This window comes from Photorhabdus machadonis (assembly GCF_052657765.1).
The window spans coordinates 3173706-3190510 of the sequence record NZ_CP199761.1; the positions used below are offsets into that span (position 1 = coordinate 3173706).

20 protein-coding genes and 1 pseudogene are annotated in these 16805 nt (G+C 45.2%); 18 read left to right on the plus strand and 3 right to left on the minus strand.

Features of this window, described 5'->3' with window-relative positions; genetic code table 11:
- Positions 1–32: 32 nt before the first annotated feature.
- Genes fliD through fliT form a run of 3 tightly spaced genes read left to right on the plus strand, consistent with a single transcriptional unit; the run spans position 33 to position 2260 of the window.
- Positions 33–1466 carry a flagellar filament capping protein FliD gene (gene fliD / locus ACUN2T_RS14975; RefSeq protein WP_445493799.1) on the plus strand — a complete coding sequence of 478 codons (1434 nt, stop codon included), beginning with the start codon at positions 33–35 and terminating at the stop codon, positions 1464–1466.
- Positions 1467–1478: 12 nt separating this feature from the next.
- The gene (gene fliS, locus ACUN2T_RS14980) at positions 1479–1889 is read left to right on the plus strand and encodes a flagellar export chaperone FliS (RefSeq protein WP_021324066.1); all 411 of its coding nucleotides are present in this window, start codon (positions 1479–1481) and stop codon (positions 1887–1889) included.
- Positions 1889–2260 carry a flagella biosynthesis regulatory protein FliT gene (fliT, locus tag ACUN2T_RS14985; RefSeq protein ID WP_445493801.1) on the plus strand — a complete coding sequence of 124 codons (372 nt, stop codon included), beginning with the start codon at positions 1889–1891 and terminating at the stop codon, positions 2258–2260. The genes fliS and fliT overlap by 1 nt, the downstream gene beginning before the upstream one ends.
- Before the next feature lie 237 nt (positions 2261–2497).
- Here fliT and ACUN2T_RS14990 read toward each other — a convergent pair whose 3' ends face one another.
- The 3 genes and pseudogenes from ACUN2T_RS14990 to fliE all read right to left on the minus strand — a co-directional run bounded on the left by ACUN2T_RS14990 (position 2498) and on the right by fliE (position 4105).
- Entirely contained in the window at positions 2498–3013 is a 516-nt protein-coding gene (locus ACUN2T_RS14990; RefSeq protein WP_445493803.1) for a hypothetical protein, read from the minus strand.
- Positions 3000–3158, minus strand: a pseudogene (locus ACUN2T_RS14995) (Thoeris anti-defense Tad2 family protein); the annotation flags it as partial. The gene ACUN2T_RS14990 and the pseudogene ACUN2T_RS14995, both read right to left, overlap by 14 nt.
- Before the next feature lie 635 nt (positions 3159–3793).
- Positions 3794–4105 carry a flagellar hook-basal body complex protein FliE gene (gene fliE / locus ACUN2T_RS15000; protein ID WP_445493805.1) on the minus strand — a complete coding sequence of 104 codons (312 nt, stop codon included), beginning with the start codon at positions 4103–4105 and terminating at the stop codon, positions 3794–3796.
- Positions 4106–4389: 284 nt separating this feature from the next.
- Between fliE and fliF the strand changes: the two genes are divergently transcribed.
- The 15 genes from fliF to ACUN2T_RS15075 all read left to right on the plus strand — a co-directional run bounded on the left by fliF (position 4390) and on the right by ACUN2T_RS15075 (position 16792).
- Positions 4390–6090 (plus strand): flagellar basal-body MS-ring/collar protein FliF, encoded by a 1701-nt coding sequence (gene fliF, locus ACUN2T_RS15005; RefSeq protein WP_445493807.1) that lies wholly within the window; start codon positions 4390–4392, stop codon positions 6088–6090.
- Positions 6087–7079, plus strand: a complete 993-nt coding sequence (gene fliG, locus ACUN2T_RS15010) for a flagellar motor switch protein FliG (protein WP_445493809.1) — start codon at positions 6087–6089, stop codon at positions 7077–7079. The genes fliF and fliG overlap by 4 nt, the downstream gene beginning before the upstream one ends.
- A complete protein-coding gene (gene fliH, locus ACUN2T_RS15015) occupies positions 7072–7776 on the plus strand; it encodes a flagellar assembly protein FliH (protein WP_445493811.1) in 705 nt (234 codons plus the stop codon). Before fliG ends, fliH begins: the two co-directional genes overlap by 8 nt.
- A complete protein-coding gene (fliI, locus tag ACUN2T_RS15020; protein WP_445493813.1) occupies positions 7776–9140 on the plus strand; it encodes a flagellar protein export ATPase FliI in 1365 nt (454 codons plus the stop codon). Before fliH ends, fliI begins: the two co-directional genes overlap by 1 nt.
- 44 nt (positions 9141–9184) lie before the next feature.
- Entirely contained in the window at positions 9185–9631 is a 447-nt protein-coding gene (gene fliJ / locus ACUN2T_RS15025; protein WP_445493814.1) for a flagellar export protein FliJ, read from the plus strand.
- Positions 9628–10932, plus strand: a complete 1305-nt coding sequence (locus ACUN2T_RS15030; RefSeq protein WP_445493815.1) for a flagellar hook-length control protein FliK — start codon at positions 9628–9630, stop codon at positions 10930–10932. The genes fliJ and ACUN2T_RS15030 overlap by 4 nt, the downstream gene beginning before the upstream one ends.
- 191 nt (positions 10933–11123) lie before the next feature.
- Positions 11124–11600 (plus strand): flagellar basal body-associated protein FliL, encoded by a 477-nt coding sequence (gene fliL, locus ACUN2T_RS15035; RefSeq protein ID WP_445497883.1) that lies wholly within the window; start codon positions 11124–11126, stop codon positions 11598–11600.
- A gap of 5 nt (positions 11601–11605) precedes the next feature.
- On the plus strand, positions 11606–12610 hold the full coding sequence (gene fliM, locus ACUN2T_RS15040) for a flagellar motor switch protein FliM (protein WP_445493816.1): 1005 nt from the start codon (positions 11606–11608) through the stop codon (positions 12608–12610).
- Positions 12603–13022 (plus strand): flagellar motor switch protein FliN, encoded by a 420-nt coding sequence (gene fliN, locus ACUN2T_RS15045; protein WP_445493817.1) that lies wholly within the window; start codon positions 12603–12605, stop codon positions 13020–13022. The genes fliM and fliN overlap by 8 nt, the downstream gene beginning before the upstream one ends.
- A gap of 1 nt (position 13023) precedes the next feature.
- A complete protein-coding gene (gene fliO, locus ACUN2T_RS15050; protein ID WP_445493818.1) occupies positions 13024–13476 on the plus strand; it encodes a flagellar biosynthetic protein FliO in 453 nt (150 codons plus the stop codon).
- A gap of 49 nt (positions 13477–13525) precedes the next feature.
- Entirely contained in the window at positions 13526–14242 is a 717-nt protein-coding gene (fliP, locus tag ACUN2T_RS15055; protein ID WP_445497884.1) for a flagellar type III secretion system pore protein FliP, read from the plus strand.
- A 20-nt stretch (positions 14243–14262) separates the two neighbouring features.
- Positions 14263–14532: a flagellar biosynthesis protein FliQ gene (gene fliQ, locus ACUN2T_RS15060; RefSeq protein ID WP_021324077.1), complete on the plus strand. Its 270-nt coding sequence runs from the start codon at positions 14263–14265 to the stop codon at positions 14530–14532.
- A gap of 2 nt (positions 14533–14534) precedes the next feature.
- Positions 14535–15317 (plus strand): flagellar biosynthetic protein FliR, encoded by a 783-nt coding sequence (fliR, locus tag ACUN2T_RS15065; RefSeq protein ID WP_445493819.1) that lies wholly within the window; start codon positions 14535–14537, stop codon positions 15315–15317.
- Between the two features lie 260 nt (positions 15318–15577).
- Positions 15578–15985 carry a cytidine deaminase gene (locus tag ACUN2T_RS15070; protein WP_445493820.1) on the plus strand — a complete coding sequence of 136 codons (408 nt, stop codon included), beginning with the start codon at positions 15578–15580 and terminating at the stop codon, positions 15983–15985.
- A 249-nt stretch (positions 15986–16234) separates the two neighbouring features.
- A complete protein-coding gene (locus tag ACUN2T_RS15075) occupies positions 16235–16792 on the plus strand; it encodes a LemA family protein (protein WP_445493821.1) in 558 nt (185 codons plus the stop codon).
- The last annotated feature ends 13 nt before the right edge of the window (positions 16793–16805 follow it).

The window sequence follows — 16805 nt, forward strand, 5'->3', positions numbered from 1 at the left end:
TTCAATAAAGATTTACTAATAAAGGAGTCAATATGGCTAGCATTTCTTCATTAGGGGCCGGGTCGGGGATGGATCTGGGTTCTATACTGGATAAACTTCAGGCAGCAGAACAAAAACGTTTAGAACCACTGACACAACAACAAACCAGTTATAAAGGTAAGCTAACAGCTTTTGGTACGTTAAAAGGCAGCCTGGAAAAGCTGGAAACTGCGTCTGAATCACTGAAAAAATTTGATAAACTCAATACAACCACCGCCAGTGAAAAACATGAGGCATTCACGGCCACGACGGACTCTAAAGCCAGCCCGGGCAACTACAGTATTGAAGTTAAACAATTGGCGCAGTCACAGGCATTAAAGACAAAAGAGGTCGATGATCTAAAAACGCAAATGGGTGCTCCCTTGGGCGAAGGTAAAACCCGGACAATCACCATCACTCAACCTGGCGAAAAAAAGCCAATGCAAATCAAGTTGACAGACACACAAACTTCCATCCTTGAACTGCGTGACGCAATTAATAAACAGGAAGGTAATGTCAACGCCAGTATTATTAAGGCAAAAGATGGCGAAAACTATTTAGTTCTGACGGCTAAAAAAGCTGGCACTAAATCAATCATGACCATCAAGGTTGAGGGTGACGACAAACTGGCTCAGTTTCTGAACTACACTCCGGGTACAGATGGCGGTAAAGGCACCGGTGGGTTAACTCAAACAGTTGAAGCTAAGAACGCACTCTTGAAAGTTAACGACATCCCAATTGAGCGTCAAACAAACCATATTACTGACGCACCAGAAGGCGTTAAGCTGGATCTGAAAAAAACGACCCACGATAAAGATAAACCGGGGGAACATAAGCCTGAACTGCTGGTGGTCTCCCGTGATATTGAACCGACGAAAGAGGCGATTAAAAACTGGGTTGATGCTTATAATGAACTGCAAACGACGTTTGATTCTCTGACCAAATTTAAACCGGTAAAACAGGGTGAAGAACCGTCGAAAGATAATGGCGCTTTACTCGGTGACAGCACCCTGCGTGGAATACAAAACCAGTTGAGAAGCCAAGTGTTCAGCTTTCAGGCCGCTAATGATATTTCGACCCTGAATAAACTGGGTATTAAGCAAAAGCTTGATGGCAAACTGGAAATTGATAACGAAAAGCTGGAAAAAATTCTAAAAGAAAAACCGGCTAATGTGAAAGCATTTTTTATGGGTGACGGTAAAGAAACCGGTTTTGCCACCCAGACACATAAACTATTAAAAGGCGCCTTGGATAGCCATGAAGGTACATTAGTCACCGCAACTAACGGCATTAATAAACGTCTGAAAACACTTGAAAAACAAGTGGACAGAACACAAAGCAACATTAACGAAACGATTGAACGTTATAAGCACCAATTTTCACAACTGGATAAGATGGTCACTTCCCTGAAACAGACCAGCAACTTCCTATTACAACAGATGAGATAATTAAAGGAAATTATGTATCAACGTTCGGCAAGTCAATTATATGCCCAGATAGATGTGGAGAGCGAAATTATGAATGCTTCCCCCTATCAGTTGATTCAGATTTTGTTCAACGGGGCGCTAAGCGCCCTGCGTCGAGCAATTATTCTGATGGAGCAAGGTAATATCGCGGAAAAAGGCGCCGCTATTTCCAAAGCGATCAATATCATTGATAATGGCCTCAAACAGGGGTTAGATAACGAGAAAGGCGGAGAGCTGGCACACAATCTTGCTTCCCTTTACGACTATATGACCCAACGTTTACTCCACGCTAATTTACGCAATGATGAGCCAGCCATTACCGAAGTTATAAAGTTACTTACCGAGATTTCAGAAGCTTGGCGGCAAATTGGCCCTCATTACAACGCCAGTCAGGATATTGTTTAATGGATAATGAAATGGATCTTTTGTCAGCTTACCAACGGATCCTAAGTTTAAGTGAGCAAATGCTTAATTTAGCCAAAAACGAAAAATGGGATGATCTTGTTGATATGGAAATCACCTACCTCAAAGCAGTAGAAGTGATCAGCCAATCTTCAATATCATCTGCCACCTCTCTTTCGTTACAGCAGAAAATGACCCACATTTTGCAGACAATTTTAGATAATGAAAATGAGATAAAAGAACTGCTACAGGGAAGACTTGATGAACTCAGCAAACTCATCAAACAAGCAGGCCGACAGCAGTTATTAAATGATAGCTACGGCCAATTCCCTGCTGAACCCTATCATACCCTTATGACTACGGAACAGAAGTAATTGAGAAATAAAGGTGATGTACTCCCATCACCATTATTTACTCATTTTGTGAGCTTGGTTTATAACGCGTAGATCTCAATTCAAATCATAAGAAATAGATAAAAAAATCTTAGTAATCAAATGATACTCTGCTTTTCATTCTCAATATCTTATACCTCAATGAAAGGTATTTTACATCTCTGATGAAAATATATAGTATCCCAGTCTACAAATCAGGATTGTTCTTCATATTCCCCATTAGAACAATGGGCGTCCGTGGGGTGAGCTATGGTTGCCTCTGTGAGTTGTAGTTAATAGGACGCCGACTGCAAGGTCAAAGAGGTCGTAATTGTTTCCTACCATATAGGACAGAGTATTTTTGGGACCTAAGTTAGCATTGGGTATGCTGTATTCTTTATCTAAACACCGCACCGTCAGAATTTTTTTCACAAGTTCTTGTTGAACCTTCTCATTATTCTCTTCACCAGTGTTTAAATTAAGAGTAGAAGGGTTAAAATTATCCACACTTTCATGTTCAGAGTAGAAACCTACAAGATTTTTTATTGGTGTGTTGTTACTGATTTCTTCCCATCCACCAATATTAAGTTTATCAACGTGCTGTGCATAGCCAAAATATTTATCTGTTATTGATGCCCAAGATGGGTCTTTTGCAATTTCATAAGCACCAATTGTTATTTTCCCTTTCAATCGAAGTGTTGAATCTGGTTCAGGTGCTGGCTCCGGCTTCGGTTCAGGTGCTGATACCTTTGTCACCCCAAACAGAACGGGCAACACGCTTGCGTAGTTTTAATTGAATCAAAGCCCAAGAAAAAGAACCGACCGGAGCGATAACACCGTGGCATTCATATTGCTTAGGATCAAACGGGCATTCATTTTCAGGCTTGATAACTTCAGACATATTATTTCCTTATATCTATGAATAATTAAAAATTAAACTGTATGATTTAATTTTCGATCTGCTATTAAGCATCCAGTAAATTTCAGTGAATTAATGGAACCAAAATAAAAATTCAAGATTCAATGATAACAGGATATATTATTCACTCTTGTTATCGTTTTTTTGTATTTGCCAATAATTTCACATCGCACTCAAAAATTAGCGCTAAAGTTATTAGGCAACTCCATGCGGAAATTTCAATCTGTATCATTCTGTAAATATCTAACCCGGCGAAACAAGAATAACCTTACTACCCAATTTCGCATATAAAAAGCTTAATTCAACCTATATTGAACTTCAACGCTCAACATCCAAAATTCATTGTTTGCTATAACAAAAAAACCACTAATGTGAAACCAATCCCATTTATTGGATATTTTATACCCAGCGGCTCTTCATCAGATACGACAGGACCTTATTCGAAAAGCAGATATCAAGCAATATGAGCTGTGGATTGCCTCTCAGCACGACAGACCAGAAATAAAACCGATAATTGCACATCTATAAAATTAAAAGCCACCTGCAAATTCGGGTGGCTATCCCAAAACAGGAAATACAAAAGGTTTATCACAATATCTATCAATAAGTTAATATGCCTACACCTGCATACTCATAATTTCCTGATAAGAAGCCACCAGCTTATTTTTTACCTGAACGCCCATTTGCAAAGCGATACTGGATTTTTGCATATCCACCATCACATCATTCAACTCAATACCCGGTACACCCAAGGTAAAATCCTGAGTTTGTTTCGTAGCATGCAAACGTGTTTGATTAATTTTACCAACAGCCGTTGCGAGTTGACTGGTAAATCCCCCCTGCAACGGCATGGGTTTTGCGATGCTCGCCGCCTGTAATGCCTGAGCCTGCATCTGTTGCAGTACCCCTTCAATTGCCTGAATTGACATAAAAACCTCGTGTTAAACCACCCTATACCTTACACAATTCAATGCCATATTAACCCAAGATACATACGGCACATTTTCACGCTGCCACCCTAACATAGCCCTCTCAATCTAAAGCGGGTAATTAACGTAAAAAGTCAGGGCTTATTGTGCCATTAAAAGATGAGTGAACAGCGAATAATGACAAGACTGAAAATAGGAAGAATTTTTTCGCTTGCGTATGGGGAGTCTGTTTTGTTACGCCACGCTTTTAGTATTCATGTTGAACAGCAAGGCAAGGATCGTCTATGAGTGCCGCAACAACCGACGTTGAAAATCAAACTAACGGTTTCAGTGCTATCATTAACCGGATAAAAGCTGATCCTAAAGTACCATTATTAGTTGCAGGCAGCGCAGCCGTCGCGATTGTCATTGCCCTTTTCCTGTGGTTACGCAGCCCTGATTACCGGGTGCTCTACAGTAATTTGAGCGATAAAGACGGCGGCGATATTGTCACGCAACTAACCCAATTAAATATTCCCTTCCGTTTTGCCGAAAACGGCTCTGCGATCATGATCCCTGCCGAGCAGGTCCATGAGACACGGCTAAGGCTGGCGCAACAAGGGTTGCCTAAAGGGGGTGCCGCTGGATTTGAGCTGCTTGATAAAGAAAAATTTGGTATCAGCCAGTTCAGTGAACAGGTTAACTACCAAAGAGCATTGGAAGGCGAATTGTCACGGACCATTGAATCGCTGGGACCGGTGCAAAATGCCCGTGTTCACCTTGCGTTACCCAAACCTTCCCTGTTTGTCCGCGAACAGAAGTCGCCTTCCGCATCGGTTACAGTCGGACTACTGCAAGGCCGTTCACTGGATGAAGGCCAAATTAACGCCATTGTCCATATGGTTTCCAGTAGTGTCGCTGGCTTACCTCCGGGTAATGTCACCATTATTGATCAGACCGGACGTCTTCTGACACAAGCGGATGCTACCGGACGTGATCTGAACACCAGTCAGTTAAAATACATTCAGGAAGTGGAAAATCGCTTTCAGCAACGTATTGAAGCCATTCTGACCCCGGTTGTCGGTCGTGGTAACGTTCACGCACAAGTGACTGCCCAAGTGGATTTTTCCCGCCGTGAAGAGACCGCAGAAGAATATAAACCTAATCAACCCCCTAATCAGGCGGCGGTTCGCTCAAAACAGTTAAGTGAAAGCGAGCAAAGTGGTGGTTCTCTGGTTGGTGGTATTCCTGGCGCGCTTTCCAATCAACCCAGCCCACCACCGAGTGCGCCGATTGATAAGCCAAATACCAAAGAGAATAATAAAAACGACAAGAGCGATAAGAAAACATCATCCGCCGGCAACAGTAACGAGCGCACGGTAAACAATAATCGCAATAACCGCCGTGACGAAACCACAAACTATGAAGTAGACCGGACTATTCGCCATGTACAACAGCAAGCCGGTGGTATTGAACGCTTATCTGTGGCCGTTGTGGTCAATTATGTCACGGTCGATGGCAAAAATGGCCCGGAAACTCAGGCGCTGACACCGGAACAACTGGCGAAAATAGAAGCGCTGACCAGAGAAGCGATGGGCTTTTCCAAAGAGCGTGGCGACAGTTTGAATGTGGTTAATACACCGTTTACTGAAAGCAAAGAAAATATCGAAGTGATTCCGGTATGGCAAAACCCTGCCCTGCTGGAAAAGGCCTTTGATTTTGGTCGCTACCTTCTGTTGGCACTAGTGGCATGGCTCCTGTGGCGCAAAATGGTTGTTCCACAACTCGCCAAAAAACGTGCTGCGGAAAAAGCGATTGAAACACAGAAAGTTCAGAAAAGACAAGTGACTGAATCCAGTGCAGAAATGGATGAAAAAACCCGCCAGAAACTGACACGCCAACGGGTCAGTGCTGAAATTCAAAGCCAACGTATCCGCGAACTGGCAGAAAAAGATCCTCGCGTCGTGGCGCTGGTGATCCGTCAATGGATGAGTAACGAACAATGAGCCTGAACGGAACAGAAAAAAGCGCCGTCATGTTGATGACCCTGGGAGAAGATCAGGCGGCCGAGGTGTTTAGACACCTAAATTCCCGGGAAGTCCAGCAACTCAGTATCACCATGGCGGGCATGCGCCAGGTTTCCAACCAGCAACTGGTCGATGTCCTGGCCGAGTTTGAAGAAGATTCCGGCCAATATGCAGCACTGAGTATCAATGCCAGTGATTATCTGCGTTCGGTGTTGATCAAAGCGCTGGGTGAAGAACGCGCTTCCAGCCTGCTTGAGGATATTCTCGAATCCCGTGAAACCACTACCGGTATGGAGACCCTCAACTTTATGGAGCCACAAATGGCAGCCGATATGATCCGTGACGAACATCCACAGATTATCGCCACCATTTTGGTTCACTTAAATCGTGGGCAAGCCGCCGATATTCTCGCACTGTTTGATGACAAGTTACGTAACGACGTCATGCTGCGTATCGCGACTTTCGGCGGTGTACAACCAGCTGCGCTGGCTGAACTAACCGAAGTCCTCAATAACCTGCTAGATGGTCAGAACCTCAAGCGCAGCAAGATGGGCGGTATTCGTACTGCGGCTGAGATTATCAACCTGATGAAAAGCCAGCAGGAAGAAAATGTTATCGAAGCAATGCGCGCCTACGATAACGAACTGGCACAAAAAATCATCGATGAAATGTTCCTATTCGAAAACCTTGTCGATGTGGATGATCGCAGTATCCAGCGCCTGTTGCAGGAAATCAGCACCGATTCCCTGCTCATTGCACTGAAAGGCTGCAACCAGCAACTACGCGATCACTTCCTCAACAATATGTCTCAGCGGGCCGCAGAGATTTTGCGCGATGACTTGGCAACCCGTGGTCCAGTGCGTATGTCTCAAGTGGAAAGCGAACAGAAAGCCATTCTACTTATTGTTCGTCGTCTGGCAGAAAGCGGCGAGATTATCCTGAACGGTGGCGACGATAGCTATGTCTGATAAGTTGAACAATGCTGGCTGGCAACCCTGGAAACCCAATGAACTCACACAGTGGGAAAAACTGCATACTAAACCAGAGCCTACTGATGATTCACTGGAAACCTCCGGGCATGATGAAATCCTTGAACAAGCGTCAATGCTGGATAACCTGAAAGAGCAGGCCCGGCAGGCGGGCCATGAACAGGGATTTGCCGAAGGCCAGGCAGAAGGTTATGAAACAGGATACCAAACCGGCTTAGAAGCCGGTCTGGCGCAGGGATTACAGGATGCCAGTCAGCAGCAGCAACCTATCATAGAACAGTGGCAAAATATGCTGGCTGATTTCCGCCATTCACTTGAAGGACTCGATACCATTATTGCATCCCGCTTGATGCAGTTATCACTGACAGCCGCGAAACAGGTCCTCGGACAACCCGCGATTTGTGATGGTACCGCCCTGCTCAATCAGATCCGTGAATTTATCCAGCAAGAACCGATGTTCAGCGGTAAACCGCAACTTCGGGTTCACCCACAAGATATTCCCATGGTTGAACAACAATTGGGCACCACACTCTCACTCCACGGCTGGCGTTTACTGGCAGATAACAAACTGCATCCTGGTGGTTGCAAAATCAGTGCAGATGAAGGTGATTTGGATGCCAGCCTGGCAACACGCTGGCATGAATTATGTCGGCTGGCAGCACCGGGGGAATTGTAATGACGGCAAGACTCGGACGCTGGCTGGCGACACTGGATGCTTTTGAGCAGAAATTAGCGAAAACGTCGCCGGTGCGTCGTTATGGCCGTCTGACTAAAGCGACAGGTCTGGTCATGGAGGCAACGGGCTTACATCTGCCTCTGGGAGCAACCTGCCTGATTGAACGGCAAAATGGCGGCAATATTGAAGAGGTTGAAAGTGAAGTCGTTGGTTTTAATGGCGAAAAGCTCTTACTGATGCCGCTTGAAGATCTGGAAGGTATTGTACCCGGCGCGCGTGTTTATGCCCGCCCGTACAGTGAAGATTGCGGTAGTGGACGCCAACTGCCTCTTGGCCCGGAGCTATTAGGACGGGTTTTAGATGGCACCGGCCGCCCACTAGATAGCTTTCCGTCGCCAGATACCGGCTATCGCGCCCCACTCACGACACCGCCAATCAATCCTCTGCAACGCACGCCGATCAGTGACGTACTGGACGTAGGAGTGCGGGCGATTAACGCCTTACTCACGGTAGGTCGCGGCCAGCGCATGGGGTTGTTTGCTGGTTCTGGGGTGGGTAAGAGTGTTCTTCTTGGCATGATGGCGCGTTATACAGAGGCAGATGTGATTGTCGTTGGCTTGATCGGTGAACGTGGCCGCGAAGTGAAAGACTTTATTGAAAACATCCTTGGTACAGCCGGTTTAGCCCGTTCAGTGGTTGTCGCAGCACCTGCCGATATCTCACCTTTATTGCGCATGCAAGGCGCATCCTACGCAACCCGTATCGCCGAAGATTTTCGTGACCGGGGTAAGCATGTATTACTGATTATGGACTCATTAACTCGTTACAGTATGGCTCAACGTGAAATTGCCTTAGCCATTGGCGAGCCACCAGCGACCAAAGGTTATCCACCTTCGGTTTTCGCCAAACTTCCGGCACTGGTGGAACGAGCAGGAAACGGCGTGAACGGCGGTGGTTCAATTACCGCATTCTACACCGTACTGACTGAAGGAGATGATCAGCAAGACCCAATAGCCGATGCTGCCAGGGCCATTCTGGATGGTCACATTGTGCTCTCCCGATCTCTGGCGGAATCAGGACACTATCCGGCAATTGATATTGAAGCCTCTATCAGCCGCGCCATGACATCATTAATTGATAAACAGCACTATCGGCGGGTACAGCAGTTTAAACAACTACTCGCAAGTTATCAGCGTAACCGTGACCTGATTAACGTCGGTGCCTATGCTGCGGGCAATGATCCGCTACTGGACAAAGCGATTGAACTTTATCCTTACATGGCACAATTTTTACTACAAGATATTGAAGAACGTAGTGAATATGAAGCGGCCTGTACTCAACTGCAACAATTGTTACCAATATAATGTAACGATTTTCTGTATGTTGTCATTAAAAAGCGAGGAATAAGATGCAGCAACAATCACCTCTCATGACCTTGCGGGAACTTGCACAAAATGCGGTGGAGAAAGCCGCCACCCACCTTGCACAAGTTCGTCAGAACCATCAGCAAATGGAGCAACAACTTACAACGTTGATGGGCTATCAGGATGAGTACCGGTTGCGCCTGAACGACACACTGAGTCACGGTATGCCGTGTACGACCTGGCAAAACTACCAGCAATTCATGAAAACGCTGGAAAAAGCGATTGAACAGCACAAATTGCAGCTCAATCAATGGCAACAGCGGCTTGAGACCGCTTTATCACAGTGGCAGGAAAAGCAACAACGTCTCAATGCTTTTGATACTTTGCAACAACGGGCGGATAACAACCGAAGATTACAACAGAACAGAACGGAGCAAAAACAGATGGATGAGTATGCCCAACGTAGTGCACAACGGAGAAATAGATTATGAATGTCACTCTTTTGCCTGCTGACCTAAAACCGGCAGAAAATCAGCAAATGCGCAATGATTCACTCACTGACGCCGATCAGCCTTCTGCCTTTGCCCAGCTTCTTAACCGGGAAACCGAGCCGGCACAAAAAGGCATGATCAAACCAGGAAAAGTTTCATCCCAAGAAGGAAAAGAGACCCCGGATGAAACAGACACCGATTTATCGCCACTATTATCTGTATCATCCGTCTCAAATGAAATTTCAGCGGAGTCTATCACCTCCTCACTGATTCCTCTGAATGTAAAAGCAGAAGCAGACAAACAACCGGCTCCTGTTGATGAAAAGCTCATGTCAGCAGAAGAATTGGCGACAAGCTTACCCGTACAACTGTCCAAATTAACCATCAGATCAGAAAACCAGAAAGATAATCCACAACCAACCGAACTGATTAAACATAGTGATAAAAATAGTGATAAAAACCGTCCACTTGTCTCTAAAGAATGGGGGATGACAGGATCACCGACAGAGAAAAATCTTCTGACGGATGTGCCGGAACAACCAAAACATGAAGAAAAAACGGAAGGTTTTGAAAATCTTTTTAAAACAAAACCTGAAAACGGATTAGTACAGCATTCTCAGGTAAAACCAAAGATCCCCTCCGGCACTACTCAGCATGAAAGTGTACCTCAAAATCATTCACGTGAACCGGCACTGATCCAGACAGCCGTTCAAGCTGAAATTCAGCCCACTTCCGTGGTAGCCGAAAATCAGCAAACCGGGCAAGTACCCTCGGTAGCAACCTCCCCCCTGCTTTCCGCAGGGCATAACCAGACGGCCCAGTTTCAGTTATCCAGCGCCTCCACCCCTCTACTGAATGCGCAGTTGGGCAGTGAAGAGTGGCAGCAACAATTAAATCAGCAAATCATCTTATTCAATCGCAATGGCTTGCAACAGGCAGAGCTGCGCCTGCATCCACAAGAGCTGGGTGCATTGCACATTCGGATGTCTGTCGAAGACAATCAGGCGCAATTACATCTGACCTCTGCTCACAGTCACGTCCGGGCTGCCCTGGAAGCTGCGTTACCTGGGCTTCGTCATGCATTAGCAGAAAGTGGAATTCAGCTTACCCAAAGCAATGTTAGCAGCGACAACGCCAGCCCGTGGCAACAAGAACAGCGTTCAGGTTCACAAAACTCAGGCGGAACTGGCGATCAACGCCCTGACGCCAAGCCAGAGAACCATTCGGCTACTGAATCCACAATACGTTTAACACCTCATCAACTGGCGTCAATCCGCGGAGGTGTGGATATTTTCGCCTGATGATGGAGGGTATTTATCCGTAGTAGACGAGACTCACAACAAACGAATGAGTTAGTGGTTTTTTCCCCGTTTGTTCCGGCTATTGCCAGCGTAAATACGCGGGATAATTATTATCGATATTGATGGATAAGCAGGTCCACCACGGAATGAGTGGGCACTTGTCCGCAACGAAAACAGGAACTTGTCTGTCCATGTCTGACTATAGCTACGAGCGTAAACGCAAAAATCCATTTTGGATGATACTGTTAGTACTGATTACCGTTGTCGGTTCTGCCATCGGAGGATACAGTTGGTGGACACTTAAACAGGCAAAAAAGAGTGACTCTGCGGCATCCCGCCCTATAGCAGTCCCTGTATTTATGGCCCTGGAACCTTTTACCGTCAATCTGATCGACAATGAAGATCACTTTGACCGAGTGCTCTACATCGGCGTAACGCTACGTTTAGCCAATGAAAAAACCCGCCAGCGCTTCCATATGTATCTGCCGGAAGTTCGTAGCCGTATGTTGCTGTTACTATCACGCCAAAAATCAGCCGATCTGGCTCATGACAGCGGCAAACAGCGTCTGATGACCGATATCAAGCAAACGCTGCACCCAACATTAGTACCAGGTGAGCCGGATCAGGTCATCACCGATGTGCTGTTTACCACGTTTATTCTGCGATAATCACCATGAGTGACAATATTCTTTCACAAGCAGAGATTGATGCTCTGCTCAATGGCGACAGTGCCAGTGACGACGCAGAAAACACCGCGTCCGGGGAAAACGAGGTTCGCCCTTATGATCCCAATACCCAACGCCGTGTTGTTCGGGAACGTCTACAAGCACTGGAAATTATTAACGAACGCTTTGCTCGTCATTTCAGGATGGGGTTGTTTAACATGCTCCGCCGTAGTCCTGATATTACTGTCGGAGCAATAAAAATTCAGCCTTATCATGAATTCGCCCGTAACCTGGCGGTGCCGACCAACCTTAACCTGGTTCATCTGAAACCGTTGAGAGGAACAGCGTTGTTTGCATTTGCACCCAGCCTGGTTTACATCGCGGTAGATAACCTGTTTGGTGGTGATGGCCGTTTTCCGACCAAAGTGGAAGGCCGTGAGTTCACCCATACTGAACAACGGGTGATTAATCGGATGTTACGTATGGCGTTGGATTCCTACCGTGATGCTTGGGATTCCATTTTCAAAATCGAAGTGGAATATATACGCTCTGAAATGCAGGTGAAATTCACCAACATCACGACATCACCGAATGATATTGTCGTCACAACACCGTTTCAGGTGGAAATTGGCGCATTAAGTGGTGAATTTAACATCTGTATTCCGTTTGCCATGATCGAACCACTGCGGGAACGCCTGACCAATCCACCGCTGGAAAATGTTCGTCAGGAAGACAGCCTGTGGCGGGAAAGCCTGGTAAAACAGGTTCAGCATTCAGAGCTGGAGCTGGTCGCCAACTTTGTTGACATCCCCCTGAGGCTATCAAAAATTCTGCAACTTCAGCCGGGCGATATATTACCTATTGATAAACCCGAACGCTTGATCGTTCACGTCGATGGTGTGCCGGTGCTCACCAGTCAATACGGAACATTAAACGGGCAATACGCCCTGCGTATCGAACATCTTATTAACCCTGTTTTAAATGCTCTGGATGAGGAACAGCCCAATGAGTGACGCTAAACAACCCACAGATACCGCTGCAACCGGATCTACCGAAGATATGTGGGCAGAAGCGCTGGAACAACAGGCCGCGCAACAACAAACCTCTGACAGCAGCGCGGCAATATTTGAATCTCTGGAGCCTCAGGATGCCTTGGCTCATTTATCGGATATCGACCTGATTCTGGACATCCCGGTCAAATTATCCGTCGAGCTGGGACGGACAAAAATGACAATCAAACAGCTGCTGAGATTATCTCAAGGCTCCGTCGTCTCTCTTGATGGCCTTGCCGGGGAACCGTTGGATATTTTAATCAACGGATACCTGATTGCGCAGGGTGAAGTTGTGGTTGTCTCGGATAAATACGGCATCCGTATCACCGATATCATCACCCCTTCCGAACGTATGCGTCGCCTGAGTCGCTAATATGGCTTTCCAGCCTTCTCTTCATCATGGCGCGGCAGAACCTGTCGCGCAAACTCAGGCGGTTACGCAGGTCGCCACTGCCGCGCCGCTTTCCGCAGGTCAGACGCTGATACAGGTCAGCAGCGCGTTAGCCGGTGTTTTACTGCTAATTTTCACCCTAACCTGGTTGATACGCCGTATGGGGCAGGTTTCCGGCAAAAGAAAAACACAGCAACAACTGAGTATCAAAGCCAGTTGCTCACTTGGACAACGTGAACGTGTCGTCATTGTGGAAGTTGAAAATGACTGGTTAATATTAGGTGTTACCGCCCAGCAAATTAATTTGTTACATCAGATGCCAATACCTGAATCCAATGGTGATAACACCAAAGGACAGACCATAAAACCGGCATTATTTAGTCAGATTCTAAAAAATACGCTGATGCGACAAGGCAAGAGTGATGAAAAAAAGTAGTTCTTTCTTTATAGCGAGCAATAAATTCACCTTGTCATACCGCTTGGTAATGGCACTCATTGCGCTGATTTTACCCATGGATGTCGCAGCACAGCTGCCGGGCATTATCAGCCAGCCTCTGGCAAACGGCGGACAAAACTGGTCACTACCGGTTCAGACTTTAGTTTTTATTACCGCGCTGGGTTTTATTCCCGCGGCTTTGCTCATGATGACCAGTTTTACCCGCATTATTATTGTGCTGGGTTTACTGCGTAATGCATTAGGCACCCCATCGGCTCCGCCCAATCAAGTTTTACTGGGGCTGACGCTATTTATGACATTTTTTATTATGTCGCCGGTTTTCGATAAAGTTTATCAGGATGCTTATCTGCCTTTCAGTGAAGATAAAATCAGTCTGGAAACTGCTTTAGAAAATGGTGCCAAACCATTACGGCAATTTATGTTACGTCAAACAAGGGAAAACGATTTAGCATTGTTTGCCCGTCTTGCTGACCAGCCCCCTTTTGAAACAGCAGACTCAGTTCCTATGCGAGTACTGATGCCGGCATTTATTACCAGTGAGCTAAAAACTGCATTCCAGATTGGTTTTACCCTATTCATCCCATTTCTGATTATTGACCTGGTTGTCGCCAGTGTTTTAATGGCGCTGGGGATGATGATGGTGCCACCCGCAACAATCTCGTTGCCCTTTAAACTTATGTTGTTTGTATTAGTTGATGGTTGGCAATTATTGCTGGGTTCTTTGGCACAAAGTTTCTACGGTTGATCTGAAAAGAGACAAACATTATGACACCTGAATCGGTAATGGCATTGGGCACAGAAGCAATGAAAGTCGCACTGGCGCTGGCTGCACCACTGCTTTTATCTGCTTTATTATGCGGTTTAATTGTCAGCTTATTGCAAGCCGCGACACAGGTTAACGAAATGACGCTGTCATTTATCCCCAAAATTCTGGCGGTATTTGTCACTACCGTTATCGCCGGTCCCTGGATGCTGAATCTATTTCTGGACTACATGCGTGAGCTCTACAGCAGCATACCCGTGATAATCGGCTGACTATGATCTCTTTTGACAGTGAAATGCTGATCCAGTTTGTCAGTGAATTTTTCTGGCCACTGGTCCGGGTTCTTGCGCTGTTCAGTACCGCGCCATTATTCAGTGAAAAACAGGCCCCAAAAAAAGTTCGGATCGGGTTAGCAGTGATGATAACGCTGCTCTTAATGCCAAACCTGCAACCCGCGCAAGTACCTATTTTCTCTGTTGCCGGATTCTGGGTGATGATCCAGCAAATCCTAATTGGCACCTCACTCGGCCTTACCATGCAAATAGCCTTTGCTGCGGTGCGTCATGCCGGTGAAATCATTGGCTTACAAATGGGCCTCTCATTCGCCACCTTTTTTGATCCCTCCGGCGGCCCTAATATGCCCATCCTGGCACGCATCTTTAACCTTTTAACTTTATTGCTATTTTTGGCTTTTGATGGTCATCTGTGGCTATTATCGGTTCTGGCGGACACATTCCAGGTGATACCGATACAACCATTGCAGCTCAGTGCGCAAGGGTTCTGGCTCCTAGCACAAAGCGCCAGCATGATATTTATCAACGGCCTGATGTTGGCTCTACCATTAATCACCCTGCTATTAACGCTGAATTTCTCATTGGGGATCTTAAACCGCATGACACCACAACTCTCCATCTTTGTGGTCGGTTTTCCACTAACGCTCACTACCGGTATCTTGGTGCTGACACTTTTAATCCCGATGCTGGCACCATTTTCTGAGCGTATGTTCAGTGAACTGTTTAATCGACTGGCGGTAATTATTAGTAGCATGGTTGTTTAAAGATGATTTTCAAACCAAAGTTGATCTAAAAAAACTATAAGTATTATATACTGTATAAACCGTGCTATTTAATACTGTAAAATTTTACCGACAAATAAGAGAAAAGCGAATTTTAGGATTTTAGGATTTTAGGATTTTAGGATTTTAGGATTTTAGGATTTTAGCCATATAATATATCATTAACAGTTAAGATTTTATTTTCAAAGATACTCTTAACACAGAGAAATAAAATCGGCGAATGGTGCAGGAGCAGTAAATTAATGAATATAGAACAAGAGTTATATAACGCCGCGATTAACTTAATTGAAAAACGATATCCAAAGGGATGGGGTGGCACAGCCGCAGTGCGAACAGAATCGGGTAGGATTTTAACCAGCATTGCACCTGATACCAAAAATGACGCGTTATCCCTTTGTATGGAAGTCGGTGCCTATTTGGAGGTACATAAGCTTAATGAAGCGGTAACACACTCCTTATGTCTCTGTCGTGAAGATGCCGATTGTAAATATATCATTTTGACCCCCTGCGGAATATGCCAAGAACGTTTGGTTCACTGGGGTGGTTCAGTTAAAGCAGCCGTGACTAATGAAAAAAACGAACTGTTATTTAAAACAATACGTGAATTGCAACCTTATCATTGGTCAGCAGTTAATGGGGAAATCCTCTAAATTAGAGGATTTACTTTAATCTTATTATTTCTTAGATCCGCATAGTAAACGCAATTAACTCTCCTTTTAAAAAGTTGTATTTATTGAATTAAATCTGTCCTTGATATAGTATTCTTAATACTTCTGTATTCTCATTTTTAAATGATTATGACAGGTTAAACAAAGTGGGATCTTTCCTTGGTGCTATGCCAGTCAGTAGGAAGGGCATGATTTAATAATAAATATAACCGGATTTTCGTGGAGAAAAAGATGACAATAACCACTATTATTATCTCTCTCATCACTGTAGGACTTATCGGCTGGGGGATCACAATTTATAACCGCCTGGTTGCCCTGAAAGAGCAGACAAGCAATACATTTGCCAATATCGATGTTATCTTAAAACAGCGTGCAGAACAGATCCCGCAGCTTGTGACCGTGCTGGAAAAGTCTATGGAACATGAACGTGATATTTTTACTCGGTTAAGTGACGCAAGGCAGGTATATCTTAATGCCGATACCCTCACAGATAAAATCAAAGCCTCCAATGAAATGAACAATGCATTCCGATCTGTACTGGCCGTAGCTGAAAACTATCCGACACTGATTTCAGGTTCCCAATTTTCACAGTTGCAAACATCGGTGACGGATCTAGAAAATAAAATTGCTCATCGCCGCGAAATGTTTAATGATGCAGTAACCGAGTATAATACGGCGATTTATCTATTCCCTGATCTGATTTTTGCCCGCATGTTTCATTATCAGAGGCTACCTTTGTTAGAAATCTGTCAGGAAGAAAAAGCCTATGACGGTATCAAGTTTAAATAAATCAGATGGTAAA